Source organism: Leclercia sp. TB492 (assembly GCF_049974505.2).
Classification (GTDB): domain Bacteria; phylum Pseudomonadota; class Gammaproteobacteria; order Enterobacterales; family Enterobacteriaceae; genus Enterobacter; species Enterobacter adecarboxylatus_C.
Genome location: NZ_CM127572.1, coordinates 3,866,545 through 3,884,402 on the forward strand (window position 1 = coordinate 3,866,545; position 17,858 = coordinate 3,884,402).

At 56.9% G+C, this 17,858-nt stretch carries 16 protein-coding genes and 1 other RNA gene; 6 read left to right on the forward strand and 11 right to left on the reverse strand.

The features are described 5' to 3' along the window. Positions 1-245: 245 nt before the first annotated feature. Complete coding sequence (gene ygfZ / locus ACP4QI_RS18265; protein WP_142487011.1) at positions 246-1,226, forward strand: tRNA-modifying protein YgfZ; 981 nt, start codon at positions 246-248, stop codon at positions 1,224-1,226. 94 nt (positions 1,227-1,320) lie between these two features. Here ygfZ and trhA read toward each other — a convergent pair whose 3' ends face one another. Beyond that, complete coding sequence (gene trhA / locus ACP4QI_RS18270; RefSeq protein ID WP_142487012.1) at positions 1,321-1,980, reverse strand: PAQR family membrane homeostasis protein TrhA; 660 nt, start codon at positions 1,978-1,980, stop codon at positions 1,321-1,323. A 165-nt stretch (positions 1,981-2,145) separates the two neighbouring features. Continuing rightward, positions 2,146-2,457: a N(4)-acetylcytidine aminohydrolase gene (gene yqfB / locus ACP4QI_RS18275; RefSeq protein WP_156264583.1), complete on the reverse strand. Its 312-nt coding sequence runs from the start codon at positions 2,455-2,457 to the stop codon at positions 2,146-2,148. Between the two features lie 51 nt (positions 2,458-2,508). On the opposite strand from yqfB, the gene ACP4QI_RS18280 reads away from it, so the two are divergent. Both ACP4QI_RS18280 and ACP4QI_RS18285 read left to right on the forward strand, forming a co-directional pair. Then, entirely contained in the window at positions 2,509-3,240 is a 732-nt protein-coding gene (locus tag ACP4QI_RS18280) for a MurR/RpiR family transcriptional regulator (RefSeq protein ID WP_142490021.1), read from the forward strand. A 112-nt stretch (positions 3,241-3,352) separates the two neighbouring features. Then, positions 3,353-4,786 carry a 6-phospho-beta-glucosidase gene (locus ACP4QI_RS18285; RefSeq protein ID WP_142487014.1) on the forward strand — a complete coding sequence of 478 codons (1,434 nt, stop codon included), beginning with the start codon at positions 3,353-3,355 and terminating at the stop codon, positions 4,784-4,786. Positions 4,787-4,845: 59 nt separating this feature from the next. Here ACP4QI_RS18285 and ACP4QI_RS18290 read toward each other — a convergent pair whose 3' ends face one another. From ACP4QI_RS18290 to ACP4QI_RS18325, 8 genes are all read right to left on the reverse strand, one after another. Then, on the reverse strand, positions 4,846-5,589 hold the full coding sequence (locus ACP4QI_RS18290; protein ID WP_142487015.1) for an SDR family oxidoreductase: 744 nt from the start codon (positions 5,587-5,589) through the stop codon (positions 4,846-4,848). A gap of 69 nt (positions 5,590-5,658) precedes the next feature. Next, entirely contained in the window at positions 5,659-8,532 is a 2,874-nt protein-coding gene (gene gcvP / locus ACP4QI_RS18295) for an aminomethyl-transferring glycine dehydrogenase (RefSeq protein WP_426495709.1), read from the reverse strand. Between the two features lie 120 nt (positions 8,533-8,652). Next, entirely contained in the window at positions 8,653-9,042 is a 390-nt protein-coding gene (gene gcvH, locus ACP4QI_RS18300) for a glycine cleavage system protein GcvH (RefSeq protein ID WP_039029826.1), read from the reverse strand. Between the two features lie 23 nt (positions 9,043-9,065). Beyond that, positions 9,066-10,160: a glycine cleavage system aminomethyltransferase GcvT gene (gene gcvT / locus ACP4QI_RS18305; protein WP_142487017.1), complete on the reverse strand. Its 1,095-nt coding sequence runs from the start codon at positions 10,158-10,160 to the stop codon at positions 9,066-9,068. Positions 10,161-10,711: 551 nt separating this feature from the next. Then, positions 10,712-11,914, reverse strand: coding sequence for an FAD-dependent 2-octaprenylphenol hydroxylase (gene ubiI, locus ACP4QI_RS18310; protein WP_142487018.1), 1,203 nt, complete (start codon positions 11,912-11,914; stop codon positions 10,712-10,714). Between the two features lie 12 nt (positions 11,915-11,926). Beyond that, entirely contained in the window at positions 11,927-13,105 is a 1,179-nt protein-coding gene (gene ubiH / locus ACP4QI_RS18315) for a 2-octaprenyl-6-methoxyphenyl hydroxylase (protein WP_285128506.1), read from the reverse strand. Beyond that, entirely contained in the window at positions 13,102-14,415 is a 1,314-nt protein-coding gene (gene pepP / locus ACP4QI_RS18320) for a Xaa-Pro aminopeptidase (RefSeq protein ID WP_142487020.1), read from the reverse strand. Before pepP ends, ubiH begins: the two co-directional genes overlap by 4 nt. A 21-nt stretch (positions 14,416-14,436) precedes the next feature. Continuing rightward, positions 14,437-15,015, reverse strand: a complete 579-nt coding sequence (locus ACP4QI_RS18325; RefSeq protein ID WP_156264587.1) for a YecA/YgfB family protein — start codon at positions 15,013-15,015, stop codon at positions 14,437-14,439. Positions 15,016-15,182: 167 nt separating this feature from the next. Here ACP4QI_RS18325 and zapA point away from each other — a divergent pair, with 167 nt between their 5' ends. The 3 genes from zapA to ACP4QI_RS18340 all read left to right on the forward strand — a co-directional run bounded on the left by zapA (position 15,183) and on the right by ACP4QI_RS18340 (position 16,359). Next, entirely contained in the window at positions 15,183-15,512 is a 330-nt protein-coding gene (gene zapA, locus ACP4QI_RS18330) for a cell division protein ZapA (protein WP_142487022.1), read from the forward strand. A 41-nt stretch (positions 15,513-15,553) separates the two neighbouring features. Beyond that, a non-coding RNA gene (gene ssrS / locus ACP4QI_RS18335) (6S RNA) lies at positions 15,554-15,737 on the forward strand. 25 nt (positions 15,738-15,762) lie between these two features. Continuing rightward, entirely contained in the window at positions 15,763-16,359 is a 597-nt protein-coding gene (locus tag ACP4QI_RS18340; RefSeq protein WP_142487023.1) for a 5-formyltetrahydrofolate cyclo-ligase, read from the forward strand. Positions 16,360-16,459: 100 nt separating this feature from the next. Here the strand turns inward: ACP4QI_RS18340 and serA are convergent, their stop codons facing one another. Further along, a complete protein-coding gene (gene serA, locus ACP4QI_RS18345) occupies positions 16,460-17,692 on the reverse strand; it encodes a phosphoglycerate dehydrogenase (protein WP_156264589.1) in 1,233 nt (410 codons plus the stop codon). Between the last annotated feature and the right edge of the window lie 166 nt (positions 17,693-17,858).

Here is a 17,858-nt window from a genome sequence, read left to right on the forward strand (position 1 = left end):
GAGAATCTACCGGGAAGAAACGGCTCTTAGTGTAACGTGTTTTTTGCTGTTTCATTACTGGAATATTACGTTCCTGCCGCACTCTTCCAGAAAAAACCACAACAAAAAAGCGTGTTCATCCGTTTTGCGTCGTGCTACGCAGAACAGCGCGAGGGCACGAATAGCCTGTTGAAACCGCTTGCATTGGCTACAGTCTCTTTTACCATTAGGCATTAACAAAGCGTTATGCAATTCAGGACCTCACTATGGCATTTACACCTTTCTCCCCGCGCCAGCCTGTCGCCTCTGCGCGTCTGCCGCTGACGCTTATGACCCTTGATGACTGGGCGCTGGCAACCCTCGTCGGCCTGGACAGCGAAAAGTACCTGCAGGGCCAGGTGACCGCTGATGTCAGTCAGATGACCGAACACCAACACCTGCTGGCCGCGCACTGCGATCCAAAAGGCAAGATGTGGAGCAACCTGCGCCTCTTCCGCCGTCAGGACGGGTTTGCCCTGATCGAACGCCGCAGCCTGCGCGACGCGCAGCTCGCGGAGCTGAAAAAGTATGCGGTGTTCTCAAAAGTGACCATCGCTGCCGATGACGAGCTGGTGCTGCTGGGCGTAGCCGGGTTCCAGGCGCGCGCGGCGTTGAAAAATCTGTTCAGCGAACTGCCGGATGCCGAAAAACAGGTGACTCACGACGGAGCCACCTCGCTGCTGTGGTTTGAACACCCGGCGGAACGCTTCCTGCTGGTAACCGATGTTGCTACCGCAGAGCGCGTGACCCAGGCCCTGCGTGGCGAAGCCCAGCTGAATAACAGCCAGCAGTGGCTGGCGCTGAACATTGAAGCGGGCATCCCGGTAATCGATGCCGCCAACAGCGGGCAGTTTATTCCTCAGGCGACCAACCTGCAGGCACTCGGCGGGATCAGCTTTAAAAAAGGCTGCTATACCGGCCAGGAGATGGTGGCCCGGGCGAAGTTCCGCGGCGCCAACAAACGCGCGCTGTGGTATCTGGCGGGCCAGGCCAGCCGTGTACCGGAAGCCGGTGAAGATCTGGAGCTGAAAATGGGTGAGAACTGGCGCCGGACCGGCACCGTGCTCGCCGCCGTTCAGCTCGATGATGGTCGTCTGCTGGTGCAGGCCGTCATGAACAATGACATGGAGCCCGACAGCGTGTTCCGCGTGCGCGAAGATGTGAATACCCTGAGCATCGAGCCGCTGCCGTATTCGCTGGAAGAGTGATGGTGTTAGTGCCGGGTGGCGGCTTCGCCTTACCCGGCCTACGAAACCCGTAGGCCCGTGCAAGCGTAGCGCCGCCGGGCAAAAACAATCTTAATTAAACCTGCCCTACATACAAATAAATCGCCAGGAAATGGCACACGCTGCCGCCCAGCACAAAACCGTGCCATATCGCGTGGTTATAGGGAATGCGCTTGCAGACGTAAAAAATCACCCCCAGCGAATAGACAATTCCGCCCACCGCCAGCAACGTCACCCCGCCCGCCGACAGTTTTACCGCCAGCTGATAGACCACAATTAGCGACAGCCAGCCCATCGTCAGATAGGTCACCAGCGACAGCACCTTAAAACGGTGCGCAATGGTCAGCTTAAACAGGATCCCCAGCAGCGCCAGGCTCCAGATAACGATCATTAGTCCGCGCGCCAGCGGCGAATTCAGCCCCACCAGCAAAAACGGCGTATAGGTCCCGGCAATCAGCAGATAGATGGCGCAGTGGTCGAATTTTTTCAGCCAGATCTTGGCCCGCTGATGCGGAATGGCATGGTAAAGGGTGGAGGCCAGGAACAGCAGAATCATGCTTCCGCCATACAGGCTGTAACTGGTGATCGCCAGCGCGCTGGCGTTGGTGTCGACGGCCTGGACCAGCAGCAATACCAGCCCGACGATGCCAAACACCAGACCGACCCCGTGACTAATACTGTTGGCTATTTCCTCAGCCAGCGAATATCCCTGTGCGGTTAATGGCTTGCTAACCATAGAGAACTCCGGGAAAACATAAGTGAATACTGCATCGCTGACTATGCTAACTGAGAATGATTCCAGTGAACACCTGTTAGCTAAAATAAATATCATATAAACATTTATTTAATATAATCATATATTTGAGTGATATTTTCAGCTAACACCTGTTCAGGTTAAAAATCAAAGACATTTAAAATCAATGACATAAAACTGAGTCTGATTCGGATAGATCTCCGCGATGACCCGCTTAAGTTCTCCCAGGGTCATGTTCTCTTGCTGAGCATGTTTTTCGGTCAGCGTTTCCAGCGTCACGGTCGAGGTATTCGTTACCTCAATGGTACAAAAGTAGCCGTCGTCTTCGTAACGCCCCACGCGCAGAACATCACCCGCTTTAAAGTGCGCCTCGCTCTCATCACGGATGGTGATGGTCTTACGTCCGGCCAGAATGTCATCCTGAAAGCGCTGAAAAAAAGTAATGTCGTTTGGCTGCATGTTATTATTCCCTGAAGATGAAGTTGATGAGTGAGTTTAGCCACTGTGAGCATGTTCTCCCATTCCGCCATTGCCAGTCTCAATAATCTGGAGATGATGGTCTACAACACCGTCATTAAAAACCGCGATCGGGTGATGTACATGACCATCCGCGAACTGGCGGATGCGGCAGGGGTTTCCACCACCACCGTGCTGCGCTTTTGCCGCAAACTCAATTGCGATGGCTATTCTGAATTCCGCGTGCGGTTTAAATTATATCTCGAACAAAACGAACCGCAGCAGGCCAATTTTGGTGCCAGTGAGATTATCAGTTTTTTCAAAAGCGTAAACAACGATGAATTTGATACGCTTTTAAATAACGCCGTGGATATTATCTTATCGTCGGAGCGTATTATATTTGTCGGCGCAGGCACTTCTGGCTCGCTGGCAAAATACGGTGCGCGGTTCTTTTCCAATATTGGTAAATTCAGCAACCATATCGACGATCCTTATTTCCCGGTCACCAACGATATGGCGAAAAACGCCCTGGCGATTGTCCTCTCGGTCTCGGGCGAAACCGAAGAGATCCTGCGCTTCGCCAGCCAGTTCAGCCTGCATCACTGCAAGGTTCTGTCGATCACCAGCCACGAACATTCGCGGCTGGCGAAACTGGCGGACTTTAATCTCTCCTGGCATGTACCCCAAACGCGTATCGCAGGCGTCTACGATATTACGACGCAAATCCCGGTGATTTATATTCTTGAATCACTGGGACGCAAACTGGCGAAGAAATTAACAGAATAAAACACCCTGTTTTTTAGAAGTGACAAATTACAATTTCTGCAAATTGTTATATCGTGACTTTTTATTCCCCTTTGTTAGACTCAAAATAAGACAATAAATGAGATTAGCAAAGATGAAAAAACTCACTTTACCAAAAGACTTTTTATGGGGCGGCGCGGTCGCGGCGCATCAGGTTGAAGGCGGCTGGAACAAAGGCGGCAAAGGCCCAAGCATTTGTGACGTGCTGACCGGTGGCGCACACGGCGTACCGCGTGAGATCACCCAGGAAGTGGTTGAGGGCAAATACTACCCGAACCATGAAGCCATCGACTTCCATGGTCACTATAAAGAAGACATCAAGCTGTTTGCCGAGATGGGTTTCAAATGCTTCCGCACCTCCATTGCCTGGACCCGTATCTTTCCGAAAGGTGACGAAACCCAGCCGAACGAAGAGGGGCTGAAGTTCTACGACGACATGTTCGATGAGCTGCTGAAGTACAACATCGAGCCGGTGATCACCCTCTCCCACTTCGAAATGCCGCTGCACCTGGTGCAGGAGTACGGCGGCTGGACCAACCGTAAGGTGGTGGACTTCTTCGTTAATTTCGCTGAAGTGGTGTTTGAGCGCTACAAGAGCAAGGTCAAATACTGGATGACCTTCAACGAGATCAACAACCAGCGTAACTGGCGCGCCCCGCTGTTCGGCTACTGCTGCTCCGGCGTGGTCTATACCGAGCATCAGAACCCGGAAGAGACCATGTACCAGGTGCTGCATCACCAGTTCGTGGCCAGCGCCCTGGCGGTGAAAGCCGCCCGCCGTATCAACCCGGAAATGAAAGTCGGCTGCATGCTGGCGATGGTGGCGCTCTATCCGTTCTCCTGCAAGCCAGAAGACGTGATGTTTGCTCAGGAATCGATGCGTGAACGCTATGTCTTTACCGACGTGCAGCTGCGTGGCTACTACCCGTCTTACGTCCTGAACGAGTGGGAGCGTCGCGGTTTTACCATCAATATGGAAGCGGGCGATGAGCAGATCCTGCGTGAAGGCACCTGCGACTATCTGGGCTTCAGCTACTACATGACCAACGCGGTGAAAGCGGAAGGCGGCACCGGCGATGCAATCTCCGGCTTCGAAGGCAGCGTTCCGAACCCGCACGTGAAAGCCTCGGACTGGGGTTGGCAGATCGACCCGGTGGGTCTGCGCTACGCCCTGTGCGAGCTGTATGAGCGCTATCAGAAGCCGCTGTTTATCGTGGAAAACGGCTTCGGCGCTTACGACAAAGTGGAAGAGGACGGCAGCATCAACGATGACTATCGTATCGACTACCTGCGCGCCCACGTCGAAGAGATGATAAAAGCCGTGACCCATGATGGCGTGGATCTGATGGGCTACACCCCGTGGGGCTGCATCGACTGCGTGTCCTTCACCACCGGCCAGTACAGCAAACGCTACGGCTTTATCTACGTGAACAAGCACGACGACGGCACCGGCGACATGTCCCGTTCGCGTAAGAAGAGCTTTGAGTGGTACAAAGCGGTGATCGCCAGCAACGGCGAGGAACTTTAATTCTGTAACGCCGGGTGGCGGCTTCGCCTTACCCGGCCTACAAATGATGCGGGTGGGATTTACTTCCCGCCCGCTAACTCAATAAAGCTGCCCGTCACGTACGACGCCTTCTCGCTCAGCAGCCAGACAATCGCCTGCGCCACCTCTTCAGGCTGGCCGCCGCGCTGCATCGGCAGCATCGACTTCACCCGATCCACACGTCCTGGCTCCCCGCCGGAAGCGTGAATTTCGGTATAAATCAGCCCCGGACGGACGCAGTTAACCCGAATGCCCTGTGCCGCCACCTCCAGCGCTAGCCCGGTAGTGAGGGAGTCCACGGCCCCTTTCGATGCCGCGTAATCCACATACTCCCCCGGCGCGCCGAGTCGTGAGGCCGCGGACGAGACGTTCACAATCGCCCCGCCTTTCCCGCCATGCTTTAGCGCCATGCGTTTCACCGCCTCACGGCAGCAGAGGAAATACCCGGTCACGTTGGTGGCCAGCACGCGGTTAATACGTTCGGCAGAGAGATTTTCGATGGTGCTCTGCTCAAACAGAATGCCGGCGTTGTTAACCAGCGCGGTGAGGGGCTCGCCTTCACGATCGAGGCTGTCAAACATCGCCATGACCTGCGCTTCATCGCTGATGTCCGCACGTAGGGCAAAGGCCCGGCCGCCCTCTTTCACAATCTGCGCGATCACGTCGGTGGCGGCTTTGATGTTGTGGTGATAGTTCACCGCCACGGTATAGCCTTCGCTCGCCAGCTGCAGCGCCGTAGCTTTGCCAATTCCGCGGCTGGCGCCGGTTACAAGTGCAATTGCCATAAGACTCTCCAGAAACAAAAAAAGCCGGGTGGCGCTTGCGCTTACCCGGCCTACAGTATGGCAGAAAGGTTACTGGTATTCGCTCATTGGCACGCAGGAGCAGAACAGGTTACGGTCGCCGTAGACGTCATCAAGACGCTTCACGGTCGGCCAGTACTTGTTGGCAACGCCTGCCGGGAAGACCGCCAGCTCGCGGGAGTAAGCGTGATTCCACTCCGCCACCATCTCGTGCTGGGTGTGCGGGGCGTTGACCAGCGGGTTATCTTCCAGCGTCCATTCGCCATCCTGAACGCGATCGATCTCCATGCGGATCGCCAGCATCGCGTCGATAAAGCGGTCCAGTTCGGCTTTGCTTTCGGATTCGGTTGGCTCAACCATCAGCGTGCCCGCGACCGGGAACGACATGGTTGGGGCATGGAAGCCGTAGTCGATCAGACGCTTGGCAATGTCCAGCTCGCTGATACCGGTCTGTTCCTTCAGCGGACGAATATCCAGAATACATTCGTGCGCCACGCGGCCATCGCGACCGGTGTAGAGCACCGGGAAGGCAGACTTCAGACGCGTCGCGATGTAGTTGGCATTCAGGATCGCTACCTGGCTGGCCTGCTTCAGCCCTTCCGCGCCCATCATGCGGATATACATCCAGCTGATTGGCAGAATGGAGGCGCTGCCGAACGGTGCCGCAGAGACCGCGCCCTGACGGGTCAGCATGCCTTCGATCTGCACCACGCTGTGACCCGGTACGAACGGGGCCAGGTGCGCTTTCACGCCAATCGGACCCATACCCGGGCCGCCACCGCCGTGCGGAATGCAGAAGGTTTTGTGCAGGTTCAGGTGCGACACGTCCGCGCCGATAAAGCCTGGCGTGGTGATCCCTACCTGGGCGTTCATGTTGGCGCCATCGAGGTAAACCTGGCCGCCGTGCTGGTGCACGATCTCGCACACTTCACGGATGGTCTCTTCGTATACCCCGTGGGTGGACGGATAGGTCACCATGATGCAGGAGAGCTTATCGCTGGTCTGTTCTGCTTTGGCACGCAGGTCAGCCAGATCGATGTTGCCGTTCTTATCACAGGCGACAACCACCACTTCCATCCCCGCCATCTGGGCAGAGGCCGGGTTGGTACCGTGGGCAGAGCTTGGGATCAGGCAGATATCACGATGACCTTCGTTGCGGCTCTCGTGATAGTGACGGATTGCCAGCAGACCCGCGTACTCCCCCTGGGCGCCGGAGTTCGGCTGAATGCAGAGGGCGTCGTAGCCGGTCAGTTTTACCAGCCAGTCGGAAAGCTGGTTAATCATCATATGGTAGCCTTCCGCCTGATCTGCCGGGCAGAACGGGTGCAGCTCGGCGAATTCCGGCCAGGTGATCGGGATCATCTCGGCGGCGGCGTTCAGCTTCATGGTGCAGGAGCCCAGCGGGATCATCGCCTGATTCAGCGCCAGATCCTTGCGCTCCAGGGAGTGCATGTAGCGCATCATCTCGGTTTCGCTGTGGTAGCGGTTAAACACCGGATGGGCGAGGATCGCGTCGTCGCGCAGCATGGTCGCCTGGATAGAGCGGCTGTCATGCGCCACCTCTTTGTCGAGAGTATCCACATTCAGGCCGTGGTCGTCACCCAGCAGGACGTTGAACAGGATCTGAATATCTTCACGAGTAGTGGTCTCATCCAGGGTAATGCTCACCGCATTGAGGATGTCGCTGCGCAGGTTAATCTCTGCGGCTTCGGCGCGCGCCAGCACCGCCGCTTTGTCGGCCACTTCGACACACAGGGTATCGAAGAAGTGCGCGTGGCGCAGTTTTTGACCTTTCTGCTGCAGGCCGCAGGCCAGGATATCGGCCAGACGATGAATACGGCTGGCGATACGCTTCAGGCCCACCGGGCCGTGGAAGACGGCATACAGGCTGGCAATGTTGGCCAGCAGCACCTGCGAGGTACAGATGTTGGAGTTCGCTTTCTCGCGACGAATGTGCTGCTCGCGAGTCTGCATCGCCATGCGCAGGGCGGTGTTACCGGCGGCATCTTTTGATACGCCGATAATACGGCCTGGCATGGAGCGTTTGAATTCATCTTTCGCGGCGAAGAAGGCCGCGTGTGGGCCGCCGTAGCCCATCGGCACGCCGAAGCGCTGCGCAGAGCCAAAGACGATGTCTGCGCCCTGTTTGCCCGGGGCGGTTAACAGCACCAGCGCCATAAAATCGGCCGCCACGCTGACGACGATTTTGCGCGCTTTCAGTTCGGTAATCAGGGTGCCGTAGTCATGGACCTCACCGCTGGTGCCCACCTGCTGCAGCAGCACGCCGAACACATCCTGGTGATCCAGCACTTTGTCAGCGTCATCAACAATCACCTCAAAACCAAAGGTCTCAGCACGGGTACGCACCACGTCGAGGGTTTGCGGGTGAACGTCGGCGGCAACGAAGAAGCGGTTTGCGCCCTTCAGTTTGCTGACGCGTTTTGCCATTGCCATCGCTTCTGCGGCGGCGGTGGCTTCATCCAGCAGCGATGCCGAGGCGATGTCCAGACCGGTCAGATCCAGGGTGACCTGCTGGAAATTGAGCAGCGCTTCCAGACGGCCCTGAGACACTTCCGGCTGATATGGGGTATAGGCGGTATACCAGCCCGGGTTTTCCAGCATGTTGCGCAGAATAACCGGCGGCAACTGCACGTTGGTGTAGCCCATGCCAATGTAAGACTTAAAGCGCTTGTTAAGGCTGGCAATGCCTTTCAGTTCCGCCAGCGCAGCGTATTCAGTGGTCGATTCACCCACCTGCGGCGGGGTGGCGAGCTGAATATCCTTTGGCACGATCTGGCCGATCAGTGCGTTGAGCGAATCCGCGCCAACCGTCTTCAGCATCTCCTGCTGTTGTTGAGCATCCGGCCCAATGTGACGTTCAATGAAGGCGCCACGGTTTTCAAGCTGGCTTAAAGTCTGTGTCATGAGCGATGGTTCCTGAAACGTGCAGTGAATCGTAGTTGTTTGTAACTCTGTTGCCCGGTGGTGCTAACGCTTACCGGGCCTACGTTGACTCTCCTCTCCCCATAGGGGAGAGGGAAAGGTTTACTCGTCTTCCAGTAAGGCTTCGTACGCAGTAGCATCCAGCAGAGCGGCAACTTCCGCTTCGTCGCTGGCTTTAATTTTGAAGATCCAGCCTTCGCCGTATGGCTCGCTGTTAACCAGCTCCGGGGAGTCGCTCAGGGCGTCGTTAACCGCCACGATTTCGCCGCCCACTGGCGCATAGATATCAGAAGCCGCTTTTACCGACTCGGCCACGGCGCAGTCGTCGCCCGCGGTGACGGTCGCGCCCACTTCCGGCAGATCCACGAAGACCATGTCACCTAACAGCTCCTGAGCATGTTCGGTGATCCCGACGGTGTAAGTGCCGTCGGCTTCTTTGCGCAGCCACTCGTGTTCTTTGCTGTATTTCAGTTCTGCTGGCACATTGCTCATTGAATTTCTCCTGATAAAAATAATTAGGCGACCGGCTTACCGGCGCGAACAAAAATCGGTTTGGTCACGCGGACCGGCATTTCGCGGTTGCGGATCTGCACCACGGCAGTCTCGCCAATACCCGCCGGCACGCGTGCCAGAGCAATACTGTAACCCAGCGTCGGGGAGAAGGTGCCGCTGGTGATAATGCCTTCGCAGTGGTTGCCATTGGCATCGGTGAAACGCACCGGCAGCTCGCCGCGCAGCACGCCCTTCTCGGTCATGACCAGGCCAACCAGCTGTTCGGTGCCCTTCTCACGCTGCTGTTCCAGCACTTCACGACCGATAAAGTCGCGATCGGCCGGTTCCCACGCAATGGTCCAGCCCATGTTGGCTGCCAGCGGAGAGACGCCTTCGTCCATCTCCTGGCCGTACAAATTCATCCCGGCTTCCAGACGCAGCGTATCGCGCGCGCCCAGACCTGCCGGCTTAACGCCCGCTTCCACCAGCGCACGCCAGAAATCGGCCGCTTTTTCGTTTGGCATCGCAATTTCATAGCCCGCTTCACCGGTATAGCCGGTGGTGGCGACAAACAGATCGCCCGCCTGCACGCCAAAGAACGGCTTCATGCCGTCGGTGGCCTGACGCTGCTCATCAGTGAACAGAGATGCGGCTTTCGCCTGCGCGTTCGGCCCCTGCACCGCAATCAGCGACAGGTCATCACGCACGGTGATGTCGATGGCGTAAGGTTCAGCGTGCTGGGTGATCCAGGCGAGGTCTTTTTCACGGGTGGCGGAGTTAACAACGAGGCGGAAGAAATCTTCGGTGAGGTAATACACAATCAGGTCGTCAATCACGCCGCCAGAGGCATTCAGCATGCCGGAATAGAGCGCTTTGCCGGGCTTCGTGAGTTTCGCCACGTCGTTTGCCAGCAGATAACGCAAAAACTCCCGGGTGCGGCTGCCGTGCAGATCGACAATGGTCATATGCGAGACGTCGAACATACCGGCATCGGTGCGCACTGCATGATGCTCATCAATCTGCGAACCATAATGCAGCGGCATCATCCAGCCGTGGAAATCGACCATGCGCGCACCGCATAAGGTGTGTTGTTCGTATAAAGGCGTCTGTTGAGCCATCTTTTCCTCGTTGAATAAGCTGGGCTGTCTTGCGTTTTATGCTGAAAAATCCACCATAAAACCCGGCATCGGCATCGCTCCCGGACGCCGACGCAAACGTTCTCTTTTACCTGAACTTACCACCGAAAACGGTGGTTAACCATAAGGCACAATGGGCCATCACATTAGCTTATGGTCAAAAATGCCAGCAAAGCGTACAGAGTTATTCACTATAAAAATGCGAATCGTTCCGCACAAAAGCAAAGTAGATAAGATGGGATTTAGCACAGGCTGATATTTACTGCGGAAAAATGCGCGAAATTTCCGTAACATAAAAACAGCCAGATTAGTTAATCTAATGCGAAAAAGTCGGTGAAATTAGATTATTTCAAACGAGGGAATTCTGCCGACCCACAGGCCGACAGAATAAAGTGTGACGGGGGTCAATACACAAAGTCATTCAAGTTGCATCAAGGCGGCAAGTCTGAGAGTCCCCAGGAGCTTACACAAGTAAGTGACTGGGGTGAGCAGACGCAGCCAACGCAGAGGCAGCTTGAAGGATGCAGTGTATTTTAACGGAGCCAGTCCGGGAGATCGTTAAGCCCCATCGCCTGACGCAGGAGTTGCGGTTTGACGCCCGGGAGGGTATCAGCCAGCTTCAGGCCGAGATCGCGCAGCAGTTTTTTCGCCGGGTTGGCACCGGCAAAGAGTTCGCGGAACCCCTGCATGCCCGCCAGCATCATGGCGGCACTGTGCTTACGGCTGCGTTCGTATCGGCGCAGATAAAGATGCTGCCCGATATCTTTGCCGTCACGATGCAGACGACGCAATTCATTCACCAGCTCGGCAGCGTCCATAAAGCCCAGATTCACTCCCTGCCCGGCCAGCGGATGAATGGTGTGCGCCGCGTCGCCCACCAGCGCCAGACGATGCGCCGCAAACTGGCGCGCATAGCGACCGGTTAACGGGAATACCTGACGCTCGCTTTCGACGGTGCAGAGCCCCAGCCGGTTATCAAAGGCCACGCACAGGGCCTGATTGAACTCGTCGGCGGACGCCTCCTGCATCTGCTGGGCCTTCTCGGGGGAAAGCGACCAGACAATCGAGCAGAGATGCGGATCGCTGAGAGGCAGGAAGGCGAGGATGCCATCGTTATGGAAAATCTGTCGGGCCACGGCCTGATGCGGCTCCGCAGTGCGGATGGTGGCGACCAGCGCATGATGGCGGTAGTCCCAGTACGTCAGCGGAATGTCGGCTTTGTTGCGCAACCAGGAGTTCGCCCCATCGGCCCCCACCACCAGGCGCGCGGTCAGCATGTCGCCGCTTTGCAGGGTGATAAAGGCGTCGTTTTCGCCCCAGGCCACCTGCTGCAGCTGCGCGGGGGCAATCAGCGTGACGTCGCTACACTGCTGCGCTTTCTGCCACAGCGCATGGTGAATCACCGCATTTTCGATGATATGGCCGAGATGGCTGTAGCCCATGCTCTCATCATCAAAAGCGATATGCCCGAAGCTGTCTTTATCCCACACTTCCATCCCGTGGTAGCAGCTCGCACGCTGGGCGACAATTTCTGACCAGACGCCGATGCGGGTCAGCAGCTTTTCACTGGCGGCATTAATCGCAGAGACCCGGAGTTCTGGCGGCGCATCGGAAGCGACAGGCTCAGGTTGTTTCTGCTCCAGTACCGCCACGCGCAGACCGCTGCCCTGCAAACCGCAGGCCAGCGCCAGTCCTACCATTCCGCCACCGACAATGGCAACATCAACATTCTGCACTTTGTTTACTCCTTAGCGAGCGACCCAACCGAGAGTCCTCTGCGCCAGCACATCACGTGCCGGAATGAATAATTCCATCGCCATCAACCCCAGGTTACGCCCTGCAACCAGCGGCGCCCAGCGATTGGCAAACAGATGTACCAGCCCGTCGGTCACACCGATGGTGGCCTCTTTATCTGCCTGACGTCGTTTCTGATACTGGCCCAGCACCGAATACGCGCCGCAATCCTGCTGTTGGGCAAAGGCCTGCGCCAGCGTTTCGGCAAGGCTCATCACGTCCCGCAGCCCGAGATTAAAGCCCTGTCCGGCAATGGGGTGTAACGTCTGGGCCGCATTGCCCACCAGCGCGACGCGATGGGAGACAGACTGCGACGCCGTGGTTAATGCCAGCGGATAGACCGAACGCTTCCCGGCATGGGTGATGCGCCCAAGTCGCCAGCCAAAGGCTTTTTGCAGCTCGACGCAGAAGCGTTCGTCAGACCAGCCCTGCACCTCCTCCGCCTTTTCCAGCGGATGACACCAGACCAGCGAGCTGCGCCCCTGCGACATCGGTAACATGGCCAGCGGGCCATGCTGAGTAAAACGTTCAAAAGCGCGGCCACGGTGCGGCTCGGCGGTAGCAACGTTGGCGATCACCGCCAGCTGATGGTAAGGCTGCTGCTGCCACTGGATCCCGCACTGCTGGCCAAGCGCCGAACGTGAGCCGTCGGCCGCCACCAGCAGTTGTCCCTCGAGCTTACTGCCGTCATCCAGCGTAACGCTGACCGAGGTTTCGCTGCGGGTAAAGTGCTCCACGCGCGCCGGGCAATGCAGCGTCACGCCGGGAGCATCCTGCAACAGGCGGAACAGGCGCAGACCCACGTCGTGCAGCTCGACGACCTGCCCCAGCGCATCAATGCGATAGTCCTGCGCTTCGAGGGTGACAAACCCGGCGTGTCCCCGATCGCTGACATGAACGGTTTCGATAGCGGTGGCGCAATCGGCTATCGCCTGCCAGATACCGCTGCGGGCCAGCTGCTGGCAGGTGCCCGCAGCCAGGGCGATGGCGCGGCCATCGAACCCCGGATGACCACTCGACTGCGGCGCCACGGCCTCAACCAGGTGGACCGGAAGCTTGCCCTGGGTCAGGGTGGAGATCGCCAGCGCCAGGGTGGCGCCCGTCATGCCTCCGCCAACGATGATGATGCTCATGGGCGCGCTGCCGCCATCAGGGCTTCGATCTCGTCGGCGTTTTTTACCACCGAAGCCGTCAGGTTTTCGTTACCGGATTTGGTGATCACGATATCATCTTCGATACGGATGCCGATCCCGCGATACTCGGCGGGCACATCGGCATCCGGGGCGATATAGAGCCCCGGTTCAACGGTCAGCACCATTCCCGGCTCGAGCACACGCGAACGTTCCGGGCCGTAGACGCCCACGTCGTGCACGTCCAGCCCCAGCCAGTGGCTCAGGCCATGCATAAAGAAGGGACGGTGCGCGTTCTCCGCGATCAGCTGATCGACGTCGCCGTTAAGAATCCCCAGATCCACCAGCCCGCTAACCATAATGCGCACCACCTCGCCGGTAACCTCCTGGATGGAGGTGCCGGGGCGGAACAGCATCAGCGCGGTGTCCAGCGAATGCAGGACGATGTCGTAGATGGCGCGTTGCGCCGGGGTGAATTTGCCGTTCACCGGGAAGGTGCGGGTGATATCCCCGGCATAGCCTTTAAATTCGCAACCGGCGTCAATCAGCACCAGATCGCCATCCCGCAGTTCAGACTCGTTTTCGGTGTAATGCAGGATGCAGCCGTTTTCACCCCCGCCGACGATGGTGTTGTAGGCCGGGAAGCGCGCGCCGTGGCGGGTAAATTCATGCTGAATTTCGCCTTCCAGCTGATATTCGAACATCCCTGGACGACATTTTTGCATCGCCCGGGTATGGGCCAGGGCGCTGATCTCCCCCGCTTTACGCATGACATCCAGCTCTTCATCCGATTTAAACAGGCGCAGCTCGTGGACGGCAGGACGCCAGTCGGTGAGGGTTGCGGGCGCTTTCAGGTTTTGCCGGGAGCCTTTGCGTAGCTTATCCAGCGCGGCAAAGACAATCTCATCGGCATACGCGTATTCACCCTGCGCGTGGTAGACCGTATCCAGACCATTGAGCAACTGGTAGAGCTGATCGTTGATTTCGCTGAACGCCAGAGCGCGATCCACGCCCAGCTTTTCCGGCGCGGCCTGCTGGCCCAGACGGCGGCCAAACCAGATCTCGGCGGTGAGATCGCGAACGCGGTTAAACAGCACGCTGTGGTTGTGGGTATCGTGACTTTTAATCAGCACCAGCACCGACTCCGGCTCGTTGAAGCCGGTGAAGTACCAGAAATCGCTGCTCTGGCGGTACGGATATTCGCTATCGTTGCTGCGCGTGGCTTCCGGTGCGGCAAAAATCAATGCGGCGCTGCCCGGCTGCATAGTGGCCAGCAATGCCTGACGGCGGCGAAGATACTCTTGCTGAGTCATGACACCCTCCTGGAATTTTTATTAATGTAAGGTTGGTTTGCGCACTTCCGGCGCGGTCGGTTTTGCGCGCGTAAAGGTATCGTGGCAGAGCAGAGACGCCACGCGCACATACTCAATGATCTCTTCGAGTGACATCTCCAGCTCTTCCTGGTCTTCGTCTTCATCGTAGCCCAGCTGAGCGATGTTACGCAGATCGTCGATAGCTTCTCCCGCCTCGCCCGTCACTTTTTCCAGCTTAGGCTGCGTTACGCCCAGACCTAACAGGTAGTGGTTGACCCAGCCTGCCAGCGCATCGGCGCGATCGAACACGCTGACGTCGTCGCCATCAGGCAGATAAAGCTGAAAAAGGAAGCCATCATCCTCCAGCGCATCGCTGGTTGCGCCATGCATATTGCGCAACGCCTGAGCGAGATCGTGACCGAACGCCAGACCCTCGTTCGTCAGGTCGTGAACCAGCGGCAGCCATGAGCTGTCGTTGTTTCCACCACACAGCATCCCGCTGATCAGACCGTGCATTTCAGCCGGGGTTAAACCCACGCCCTGCTGGTTCAGTAACTGGCTGACTTCGTTGTAACCAGGCATTTCGTTCTGTATAGACATGAGCATTCATCATCAATGGGAGGAATATTCATGATATGCTACCACTTTGGACCCTGGTGAACCAGAATAGGGCTTGTTTCTACGCGCCAGGGTAGCTATAGTGTCGCCCCTTCGCAGCCCCCGGAAGCGGATGTGAAGGCAGCGCAGTCAAACAGCAGGAAGGTGGCATGTCTGCACAACCCGTCGATATCCAAATTTTTGGCCGTTCGCTGCGAGTGAATTGTCCGCCTGAACAAAGGGATGCTTTGAATCAGGCTGCGGATGATTTGAATCAGCGGTTGCAAGATTTAAAAGAACGCACTAGAGTCACAAATACTGAGCAGCTGGTCTTCATCGCCGCGTTGAACATCAGTTATGAACTGACTCAGGAAAAAGCGAAGACCCGCGATTACGCGGCGAGCATGGAACAACGTATTAAAATGCTCCAGCAGACCATTGAACAGGCATTGCTTGATCAGGGTCGCATAACAGACAGACCGGGGCAAAACTTTGAATAACACTTCGTGGTCTACTATGGTAGAGTGACCCTGAAGGAAAAATTTCTCTGAGATGTTCGCATGCGGGCCAGTCCCCTGAGCCGATATTTCATACCACAAGAATGTGGCGCTCCATGGTTGGTGAGCATGCTCGGTTCGTCCGAGAAGCCTTAAAACTATGACGACACATTCACCTTGAACCAAGGGTTCAAGGGTTACAGCCTGCGGCGGCATCTCGGAGATTCCCTCACCTTTCTACCCAGCGACTACCATGACGCAACTTCCTGAAGTCCCTGCCTCACGCCAACACATTCGTCAGTTTATCCGTCAGCAACGCAGAGCCTTAACGCCTCAACAGCAAGCCCATTTCGCCCAGCAAGCCGCGGCCCGCATGATGGCTTATCCGCCCGTCGTAATGGCGCATACCGTTGCCCTGTTCCTCTCTTTTGATGGCGAACTTGATACCCAACCGCTGATCGATGAACTCTGGCGCACAGGGAAAAAGGTCTATCTGCCGGTACTCCACCCCTTCAGTCCCGGGAACCTGCTGTTCCTGCACTACCATCCTCACAGCGAGCTGGTGGTGAATCGTCTGAAAATCACCGAACCGAAGCTGGACGTGCGCGACGTGCTGCCGCTTGAGCAGCTGGACGTGCTGGTGACGCCGCTGGTGGCCTTTGATGAGAGTGGTCAACGTCTGGGGATGGGCGGCGGTTTTTACGATCGCACGCTGCAGAACTGGCAGCAGCATGGCTTACAGCCCGTAGGCTACGCGCATGATTGTCAGGGCGTTGAAAAGCTACCGGTGGAGAAATGGGATATTCCGCTGCCGGCGGTGGTGACGCCGTCGAAGCTTTGGGAATGGTGAAAAAGCCGGGTGGCGGCTACGCCTTACCCGGCCTACATAAACCCTCGGACTTTGTAGGTCGGGTAAGCGCAAGCGCCACCCGACACCACAAACCGCAGGATCAGTAAAGCAGACGCGCGCGAATGGTGCCTGGGATGGCCTTCATTCCCTGCAGCGCTTTCTCGGCAACATCTTCATCCGCTTCGATATCGATAACCACATAACCCATCTGCGCGTTAGTTTGCAGATACTGTGCGGCGATGTTCACGCCCTGCTCAGCGAAGATCTGGTTAATGGCCGTCAGCACGCCCGGACGGTTTTCGTGGATGTGCAGCAGACGACGTCCACCGTGCAGCGGCAGAGACACTTCCGGGAAGTTGACCGCAGAAAGTGTTGAACCGTTGTCGGAATATTTGCTCAGCTTACCGGCCACTTCGAGACCGATATTTTCCTGCGCTTCCTGAGTGGAGCCGCCGATGTGCGGAGTCAGGATCACGTTGTCGAACTCACACAGCGGCGAGTTGAACGGATCGCTGTTGGTCGCCGGCTCGGTCGGGAAGACGTCAATGGCCGCCCCTGCCAGATGTTTGCTTTTCAGGGCTTCGCACAGCGCAGGGATATCCACTACCGTACCGCGCGCGGCGTTGATCAGCAGCGAGCCCGGCTTCATCAGCGCCAGCTCTTCCGCACCCATCATGTTCCTGGTGGAGGCATTTTCCGGCACGTGCAGGCTCACCACGTCGCTCATGTTGAGCAGGTCGGAGAGATGTTGAACCTGGGTAGCGTTACCCAGCGGCAGCTTGCTTTCGATGTCGTAGAAAAAGACGTGCATCCCCAGCGATTCCGCCAGAATGCCCAGCTGCGTGCCGATGTGGCCGTAACCAATAATGCCCAGTTTTTTACCACGCGCCTCAAAAGAGCCGGATGCCAGTTTATTCCAGATCCCACGGTGGGCCTTGGCGTTAGCTTCAGGGATGCCACGCAGCAGCAGCAGGAGTTCCCCAATCACCAGCTCCGCCACGGAACGGGTATTGGAGAATGGCGCGTTGAACACCGGAATACCGCGCTTCGCGGCAGCATTGAGATCAACCTGGTTGGTACCGATACAGAAGCAGCCAATCGCGACCAGTTTTTCTGCTGCGGCAATCACATCTTCGGTCAGGTGGGTACGGGATCGCAGGCCAATGAAGTGGGCATCACGGATCGACTCTTTTAGCTGTTCGGTATCCAGCGCGCCTTTGTGAAATTCGATGTTGGTGTAACCTGCCGCACGAAGGTTATCCAGTGCTTTCTGATGCACCCCTTCGACCAGCAGAAATTTAATCTTGTCTTTCTCCAGTGATACCTTTGCCATTTCCCCGACCCTGTCTGATTGTCTGAACTGTTGTTGTGCTGGATTGAAATCCGCTCCAGCCAACATATCAAAAAAAACTATTGCAGCAATATGAACGTTTGCGTCGGCACTCTGAAGAAATGTCATACAGCGTCAATTGGCAGTGAATAATGCTGCAGAGCATTAA

Bases quoted from the DNA above. Each gene is read 5' to 3' on its own strand.
- ygfZ (WP_142487011.1), top strand. From the start codon at position 246: ATGGCATTTACACCTTTCTCCCCGCGCCAGCCTGTCGCCTCTGCGCGT.
- trhA (WP_142487012.1), bottom strand. From the start codon at position 1,980: ATGGTTAGCAAGCCATTAACCGCACAGGGATATTCGCTGGCTGAGGAA.
- yqfB (WP_156264583.1), bottom strand. From the start codon at position 2,457: ATGCAGCCAAACGACATTACTTTTTTTCAGCGCTTTCAGGATGACATT.
- ACP4QI_RS18280 (WP_142490021.1), top strand. From the start codon at position 2,509: ATGTTCTCCCATTCCGCCATTGCCAGTCTCAATAATCTGGAGATGATG.
- ACP4QI_RS18285 (WP_142487014.1), top strand. From the start codon at position 3,353: ATGAAAAAACTCACTTTACCAAAAGACTTTTTATGGGGCGGCGCGGTC.
- ACP4QI_RS18290 (WP_142487015.1), bottom strand. From the start codon at position 5,589: ATGGCAATTGCACTTGTAACCGGCGCCAGCCGCGGAATTGGCAAAGCT.
- gcvP (WP_426495709.1), bottom strand. From the start codon at position 8,532: ATGACACAGACTTTAAGCCAGCTTGAAAACCGTGGCGCCTTCATTGAA.
- gcvH (WP_039029826.1), bottom strand. From the start codon at position 9,042: ATGAGCAATGTGCCAGCAGAACTGAAATACAGCAAAGAACACGAGTGG.
- gcvT (WP_142487017.1), bottom strand. From the start codon at position 10,160: ATGGCTCAACAGACGCCTTTATACGAACAACACACCTTATGCGGTGCG.
- ubiH (WP_285128506.1), bottom strand. From the start codon at position 13,105: ATGAGCATCATCATCGTTGGCGGAGGCATGACGGGCGCCACCCTGGCG.
- pepP (WP_142487020.1), bottom strand. From the start codon at position 14,415: ATGACTCAGCAAGAGTATCTTCGCCGCCGTCAGGCATTGCTGGCCACT.
- ACP4QI_RS18325 (WP_156264587.1), bottom strand. From the start codon at position 15,015: ATGTCTATACAGAACGAAATGCCTGGTTACAACGAAGTCAGCCAGTTA.
- zapA (WP_142487022.1), top strand. From the start codon at position 15,183: ATGTCTGCACAACCCGTCGATATCCAAATTTTTGGCCGTTCGCTGCGA.
- ACP4QI_RS18340 (WP_142487023.1), top strand. From the start codon at position 15,763: ATGACGCAACTTCCTGAAGTCCCTGCCTCACGCCAACACATTCGTCAG.
- serA (WP_156264589.1), bottom strand. From the start codon at position 17,692: ATGGCAAAGGTATCACTGGAGAAAGACAAGATTAAATTTCTGCTGGTC.